4 protein-coding genes are annotated in these 7,751 nt (G+C 39.4%); all 4 read left to right on the top strand.

Annotated features, from left to right (window positions below):
* The first annotated feature begins 1,242 nt into the window (after positions 1-1,242).
* The 4 genes from H6G18_RS22305 to H6G18_RS22290 all read left to right on the top strand — a co-directional run bounded on the left by H6G18_RS22305 (position 1,243) and on the right by H6G18_RS22290 (position 7,559).
* Positions 1,243-2,478: a sedoheptulose 7-phosphate cyclase gene (locus H6G18_RS22305; RefSeq protein ID WP_190409284.1), complete on the top strand. Its 1,236-nt coding sequence runs from the start codon at positions 1,243-1,245 to the stop codon at positions 2,476-2,478.
* Positions 2,478-3,332 (top strand): O-methyltransferase, encoded by an 855-nt coding sequence (locus tag H6G18_RS22300; protein ID WP_190409283.1) that lies wholly within the window; start codon positions 2,478-2,480, stop codon positions 3,330-3,332. The genes H6G18_RS22305 and H6G18_RS22300 overlap by 1 nt, the downstream gene beginning before the upstream one ends.
* 54 nt (positions 3,333-3,386) lie before the next feature.
* Positions 3,387-4,763: an ATP-grasp domain-containing protein gene (locus tag H6G18_RS22295; protein ID WP_190409282.1), complete on the top strand. Its 1,377-nt coding sequence runs from the start codon at positions 3,387-3,389 to the stop codon at positions 4,761-4,763.
* 102 nt (positions 4,764-4,865) lie between these two features.
* Positions 4,866-7,559, top strand: coding sequence for a thioesterase domain-containing protein (locus tag H6G18_RS22290; protein WP_190409281.1), 2,694 nt, complete (start codon positions 4,866-4,868; stop codon positions 7,557-7,559).
* The last annotated feature ends 192 nt before the right edge of the window (positions 7,560-7,751 follow it).

Below are 7,751 nucleotides of genomic sequence, written 5' to 3'. Positions count from 1 at the left end.
GATATCGGGCATGGGCTGATTGTGGTTTTTGAGTTGTCGTTGTGAGAGACAATAACTCTACTACATCGGCCCTCTCTCTTCATCCTCTTATTTTGGCTAAGGTATTGTCTTAAATTCAGGGGTAGGCCGGACAGCTTGCCCCTTAACTATTCAAAATTTAAAATGCTATTACTTCATTTACATGAATAACTACTTTGTCAATAAGTAATTTTACTTAAAAAATTAGTCTAAATAGAAATTAATTGAGCAAAATGTATCTTTTGGTTGGGTGCATTATTTTACAAACGATGCTACATTGAGAAATGTAAAGTGAATATTAAGCTATTTTAGTAGTAAAAATTACTATAATCGCCGAATATTCGCCACCAAACTCACTAAATCCATAATTTTTCAGGATTTTATTTGGTGTCATTAAATGAAAAATGAGAACTAATTTATGAACTTTTGTAACAAAATCTCACTAAAGCCTTAGTATTCAACAGCAATAGTGGCATTTTTGCTGCTCCCACAAAAGTAGATGTGTTCAAAATTTTGTCACTCTATAAATATGTAGCTAATTTACATCCATTTTGTTCAGTTGTAACAATAAAGCTCCTCCTTTTACGAAAAATTGGGGGTGAATTTTTGCTGAATATTTTAGTAATTACTGTTAATTAAACTTGATGAGTATTGATTGACTAAATCTAATGGCTAAATTCTAAATTCAAGCTCGTAAATGGAACATCATTTTAAATAGAGATTATGAATAGTTTAAGAAAATTTTTTAAAAATATTGAAGAAAATTTGTGCAGTGATCGGTAAATAATGATATGTTTAAAAATGTTAAGTTAACCTTAAGCAACATCAGCTAGTAAAACTATTACGGCTAACTGGTTGCATTTCATTTTTGTCTGTAATTAGTTGGTAAAAGTTTTAACATATCTAGAATTAGCAGTCAGCAAACCCAGAAAGTTTTATCTTATTTCTGTTTGGAGCGATTGTAATTTTTAGGTTGAGCCAAAACTCATAAACTCCCTTGATACTTAGAATATAGATGCGCTTTCCAAATTTTCTGCGCTCTGATTTAGTATGGGTAAGTTTTGGTTTGTAACGGCTGTTGTTACGTTGTGACTCTTTTTTCACAAAGGAAATTAGAGTTACTAGTATTGTGAAAATTTTCTTTTTTGGCTAGGAGTTCAATATTGTTTGTAACTTCAAGTCCAGCCTTGACATTGATGTATTGCACTTAAGAGACAAGAAACTATGAGTATCGTCCAAGCAAAGTTTGAAGCTAAAGAAACATCTTTTCATGTAGAGGGATACGAAAAAATTGAATATGATTTGGTGTATGTAGATGGTGTTTTTGAAATCAAGAATTCTGAACTAGCAGACGTATATAAGAATTTCGGACGATGCTTGGCGATTGTCGATGCTAATGTCAGTCAATTATATGGTAATCAAATTCAGGAATACTTCCAGTTTTACGGTATTGAACTGAGGCTATTTCCGATTACTATTACCGAACCAAACAAGACTATTCAAACTTTTGAGAAAGTTATAGATGTCTTCGCAGATTTCAAATTAGTTCGCAAGGAACCTGTCTTAGTAGTAGGTGGTGGTTTAATTACAGATGTTGTCGGTTTTGCTTGCTCTACATACCGTCGCAGCAGTAATTATATCCGTATTCCTACTACGTTAATTGGGTTAATTGATGCTAGTGTCGCTATTAAGGTAGCAGTAAATCACCGGAAGCTGAAAAATCGTTTGGGTGCTTATCATGCTTCTCGCAAAGTGTTTTTAGATTTCTCCTTACTAGGTACGTTACCAATAGACCAAGTGCGTAACGGTATGGCAGAGTTGGTGAAAATTGCCGTAGTTGCTCATCAAGAAGTCTTTGAGTTGTTGGAGAAGTACGGAGAAGAGTTACTGCGGACTCATTTTGGCAACATAGATGCAACGCCAGAGATTAAAGAAGTAGCTCATCGTTTGACCTACAAAGCTATCCATAAGATGTTGGAGTTGGAAGTACCCAACCTACATGAGTTAGACCTAGATAGGGTGATTGCTTACGGTCACACTTGGAGTCCTACTTTAGAACTGGCGCCTCGTGTACCGATGTTCCACGGACACGCCGTCAATGTGGATATGGCTTTCTCTGCCACGATCGCAGCTTGTAGAGGATATATTACAATTCAAGAGCGCGATCGCATTTTAGGATTAATGAGTCACGTTGGTCTATCTCTTGACCATCCGATGTTGGATATAGAAATATTGTGGCGTGGTACTGAATCTATCACATTAACCCGTGATGGTTTATTGAGAGCCGCCATGCCAAAGCCTATTGGTAGTTGCTTCTTCGTCAATGACCTGACAAGAGAGGAACTAGCCGCCGCATTAGCTGACCATAAAGAGCTTTGCACTAACTATCCCCGTGGTGGTGAGGGTGTAGATGTGTATCCCGTTAGCTATCAAAAAGAATTAATCGGGAGTGCTAAATAATGACAAATGTGATTGTCCAACCAACAGCTAGACCTGTGACACCACTGGGAATCTTGACCAAGAAGCTAGAAGCTGTAGTCAAACAAATCAACCAACGCACAGATTTACCTCCGGAATTAGTGGGAAATCTTCATCAAGCATGGCGTTTAGCCGCAGGTTTAGACCCCTATTTAGAAGAATGCACCACTCCAGAATCTTCCGCCCTGGCTGCATTGGCGCAAACAACAGCAACAGAATCCTGGGGTGAACACTTCCACGGTGGTACAACCGTCCGTCCTCTAGAACAGGAAATGCTTTCTGGTCATATAGAAGGACAAACTTTAAAAATGTTTGTTCACATGACCAAAGCCAAAAGAGTGCTGGAAATTGGAATGTTTACTGGTTACTCAGCACTGGCGATGGCGGAAGCATTACCAGAAGATGGACTGCTGGTGGCTTGTGAAGTAGACCCTTATGCAGCCGAGATTGGACAAAAAGCCTTCCAACAATCTCCCCACGGTGCAAAGATTCGTGTGGAACTAGGTGCAGCCTTAGCAACTCTTGATAGGTTAGCGGAGGCGGGAGAATCCTTTGATTTAGTATTTATCGACGCAGATAAAAAGGAGTACATCGCCTATTTTCATCAGCTGTTAGGTACGAGTTTGTTAGCACCAGATGGGTTTATCTGTGTGGATAACACATTACTGCAAGGTGAAGTGTATTTACCAACTGAAGAACGTAGCGTGAATGGTGAAGCGATCGCTCAATTTAATCGTACAGTAGCTATAGACCCTCGTGTAGAACAGGTCTTATTGCCATTGCGAGATGGGTTGACAATAATTCGCCGAGTTGTAATTCATAATTCACAATTATGAATTTTGTACTCCTGCGGAGAACCCGTAGGGTATTTTGAATTTTGAATTGATATCATGGCACAATCCTTTCCGCTTTCCGCCTCACCTGCTACACCATCTCTTCCTTCCCAGACGAAAATAGCTGCAATTATCCAAAATATCCTGACTTTGGCTTTGCTATTATTAGCATTGCCAATCAATGCCACCATTGTTTTTATATCCTTGCTAGCTTTCCGACCAACGAAAGTCAAAGCAGCAAATCCGCAGAACATTCTCATTAGTGGCGGGAAAATGACCAAAGCTTTACAACTAGCTAGGTCATTCCACGTGGCTGGACATAGAGTTATCTTGCTGGAAACCCATAAATACTGGCTGACTGGTCATCGTTTTTCCCAAGCGGTGGACAAGTTCTACACAGTCCCCGCACCCCAGGAAAATCCCCAAGCTTACATTCAGGCTTTAGTGGATATCGTCAAACAAGAAAACATCGATGTTTACGTTCCCGTCACCAGTCCAGTGGGTAGCTACTACGACTCATTAGCCAAACCAGAGTTATCCCGTTATTGCGAAGTGTTTCATTTTGACGCAGATATTACCCAAATGTTGGATGATAAATTTGCGTTGACAGAAAAAGCGCGATCGCTTGGTTTATCAGTACCCAAATCCTTTAAAATCACTTCGCCAGAACAAGTTATAAATTTCGACTTTTCAGGTGAGTCTCGTCAATACATCCTCAAAAGCATCCCCTACGACTCAGTGCGGCGCTTGGACTTAACCAAACTTCCCTGTGCTACCCCAGAAGAAACAGCAGCATTCGTCAGAAGTTTGCCCATTAGTCCAGAAAAGCCGTGGATTATGCAGGAATTTATTCCAGGTGAGGAATTTTGCACTCATAGCACCGTTCGGAATGGTGAACTAAGACTGCATTGCTGTTGCGAGTCTTCAGCGTTTCAAGTCAACTATGAGAACGTAGAAAACCCGCAAATCATGGAATGGGTGAAGCATTTTGTCAAGGAACTCAGGCTGACAGGACAGATTTCCTTTGACTTCATCCAAGCCGAAGATGGTACCGTTTACGCCATCGAATGTAACCCGCGCACACACTCAGCAATTACCACATTTTACAACCATCCCCAGGTAGCAGAAGCCTACCTAAGTCAAGAACCAACGACGGAAACCTTACAGCCACTAGCCACAAGCAGGCCGACTTATTGGACTTACCACGAAGTTTGGCGTTTGACTGGTATCCGTTCTTTCACCCAGTTGCAAACATGGCTGGGAAATATTTGGCGTGGAACAGATGCGATTTATCAGCCAGATGATGCTCTTCCGTTTTTGATGGTACATCATTGGCAAATTCCCCTACTATTGTTGAATAATTTGCGTCGGTTTAAAGGTTGGACGCGGATAGATTTTAATATCGGTAAGTTGGTGGAATTGGGGGGAGATTAGCTTTTTTAACGCAGAGGGATAAAGAGGTTAGCGCAGAGTAACGCGGAGTGTTTCCTCTGTGCGCCTCCCTGCGTGAATAAATTATTTGACTATTGAAGAAAAATGCAAACTATAGAATTTAACTCCAAAAATCATCATCAAAGCGAACAACATCAGTTACTCGTAGAGTGGAACGACACCCATAGAGATTATGACCTCTCTCAGAGTTTACATGAATTAATTGTAGCCCAAGTAGAACAAACTCCCGATGCGATCGCTGTCAAGTTTGCACAGCAACAATTGACTTATAGAGAATTAAATCATAAAGCAAATCAACTAGGACATTATTTGCAAACACTGGGAGTCAAACCAGAAATATTGGTTGGTGTTTGTTTAGAACGCTCTATAGAAATGGTTATTTGTCTTTTAGGAATCCTCAAAGCTGGGGGAGCTTATGTACCCATTGACCCTGAATATCCCCAAGAACGCATAGCTTATATGCTAGAAGATTCTCAGGTAAAGGTACTACTAACTCAGGAAAAATTACTGAATCAAATTCCCCAGCATCAAGCACAAACTATTTGTATCGATGAGGAATGGAAACAAATTTCTATACACCCAAATACCAACCCCAACAGTAATATTACACCAGATAATCTTGCTTATGTAATTTATACTTCTGGTTCCACTGGTAAGCCAAAGGGTGCAATGAACACCCACAAAGGAATATGTAATCGTCTGTTGTGGATGCAGGAAGAATATCAAATAGATTCAACAGATAGTATCTTACAAAAAACGCCTTTTAGTTTTGATGTTTCCGTTTGGGAATTCTTTTGGACTTTATTAACTGGCGCACGCTTGGTAATAGCTAAACCAGGTGGACATAAAGATAGTGCTTATCTCATAAATCTAATTAACCAAGAAAAAATCACCATCGTGCATTTTGTCCCCTCCATGCTGCAAGTATTTCTAGAAAATCGCAGTGTAGAAAAATGTACTTCTTTGAAAAAAGTTATTTGTAGTGGTGAAGCTTTACCAATAGGGCTACAAAATCGGTTCTTCCAGCATTTAGAATGTGAATTACATAACCTCTATGGTCCCACAGAAGCGGCTATTGATGTCACATTCTGGCAATGTCAAAAGCACAGTACTTTACAAAGTGTACCTATTGGTCGTCCTATTGCCAATACACAAATTTATATTCTTGATGCTGATTTACAACCAGTTCCTATTGGTGAAATAGGCGAAATTTATATTGGTGGTGTGGGGGTTGCGCGTGGTTATTTCAACAGAGAAGAATTGACCAATGAAAGGTTTCTTGTGAATCCATTTCCTCATTCTGAATTTAAGCGACTTTATAAAACAGGTGATTTAGCTCGTTATTTATCTGATGGAAATATTGAATATATTGGTAGAGCCGACTATCAAGTCAAAATTCGTGGGTATAGAATTGAAATTGGAGAGATTGAAAATGTTTTATCCTCCCATCCAGAGGTCAGAGACGCTGTAGTGATTGCGCGTAATGATAACGCACAAGAAAAGCAACTCGTCGCTTACATTACCTATAATTCTATCAAACCTCAGCTTGATAACCTGCGTGATTTTCTGAAAAGAAAGCTACCAGATTTTATGATTCCATCTGCTTTTGTCATGCTGGAAAATATCCCTTTAACTCCTAATGGCAAAGTAGACCGCAAAGCATTACCAAAGCCAGATGTGTTTAGTTTCAGGGAAAGTCATAACTTTGTGGCTCCTCGGAATGAAATTGAAGCTAAATTAGTTCAAATATGGTCGGACATTCTGCACTTACCAAAGATAGGTGTGACAGAAAACTTTTTTACTATTGGTGGTGATTCGCTTAAAGCACTGCTTTTAATTTCTCAGATTGAGCAGTTGTTTACCAAAGAGATACCCCTCGCGAGACTTTTGATGAATCCAGTAATTGAAGATTTAGCAAAAATTATTCAAGATGGAAACAATCATATTCATAATTCACCTCTAGTCCCAATTAAATCAAAAGGTAATCAACAGCCGTTCTTCTGTGTACATCCTGCTGGTGGTCATGTCTTATGCTATTTCAAACTAGCCGGTTATATGGGAAATGACCAACCATTTTATGGCTTACAAGCTCAAGGCTTTTATGGAGATGAAGAACCTTTGACACGAGTCGAAGATATGGCTAGTCTCTATGTCAAAACTATCCGAGAGTTTCAGCCCCAAGGGCCTTATCGCATTGGTGGCTGGTCTTTTGGTGGAGTTGTCGCTTATGAAGTAGCACAACAGTTGTACAGACAAGGACAAGAAGTCTCTTTGCTGGCAATATTAGATTCTTATGTACCAATACTTTTGGATGAACAGAAGCCCATTGATGATGTTTACTTAGTAGGTGTTCTTTCCAGGGTCTTTGGAGGTATGTTTGGTAAAGATAATTTAGTAACACCAGAGGAAATAAAAGATTTAACTATAGAAGAAAAAATCAATTACATCATTGATAAATCTAGAAAAGCGGGAATCTTTCCGCCTGGTGTGGAACGTCAAAATAATCGCCGCATTCTTGATGTTTTGGTCGGGACTTTGAAAGCTACTTATTCTTATATACGACAACCATACCCAGGAAAAGTAACTGTGTTTAGAGCGAGAGAAAAACATATTATGGCTCCTGACCCAACTTTAGTTTGGGTAGAGTTATTTTCTGTGATAGCGGCTAAGGAGATTAATATTATTGATGTCCCAGGAAACCATTATTCCTTTGTTTTAGAACCCCACGTACAGGTTTTAGCACAATGTTTAAAAGCCTGTCTTGATACTAACTCGTAAACAGTCAGTTATCAGTGCTTTGATAACTGATATAAGACTCATATTTGATTTTTGAAATACACGTAGGTGAGGCAAATTGCAGTGTGGATTTTCCTCCTGCAATATTGCCGTTGTGTCAGCGTCAGCGTAACGTACCTTCTCCAAAACTTATGGTGCGTTACAGCTTACGCCTAACGCACCTTACACATACTG

The organism is Anabaena subtropica FACHB-260 (assembly GCF_014697105.1).
Taxonomy (GTDB): domain Bacteria; phylum Cyanobacteriota; class Cyanobacteriia; order Cyanobacteriales; family Nostocaceae; genus Trichormus; species Trichormus subtropicus.
This window is presented reverse-complemented; position numbering and strand designations above follow the sequence as displayed.

What these genes read in the sequence shown, in the direction of transcription:
- H6G18_RS22300 (WP_190409283.1), top strand. Translation starts at nt 2,478, where the DNA reads ATGACAAATGTGATTGTCCAACCAACAGCTAGACCTGTGACACCACTG.
- H6G18_RS22295 (WP_190409282.1), top strand. Translation starts at nt 3,387, where the DNA reads ATGGCACAATCCTTTCCGCTTTCCGCCTCACCTGCTACACCATCTCTT.
- H6G18_RS22290 (WP_190409281.1), top strand. Translation starts at nt 4,866, where the DNA reads ATGCAAACTATAGAATTTAACTCCAAAAATCATCATCAAAGCGAACAA.
- H6G18_RS22305 (WP_190409284.1), top strand. Translation starts at nt 1,243, where the DNA reads ATGAGTATCGTCCAAGCAAAGTTTGAAGCTAAAGAAACATCTTTTCAT.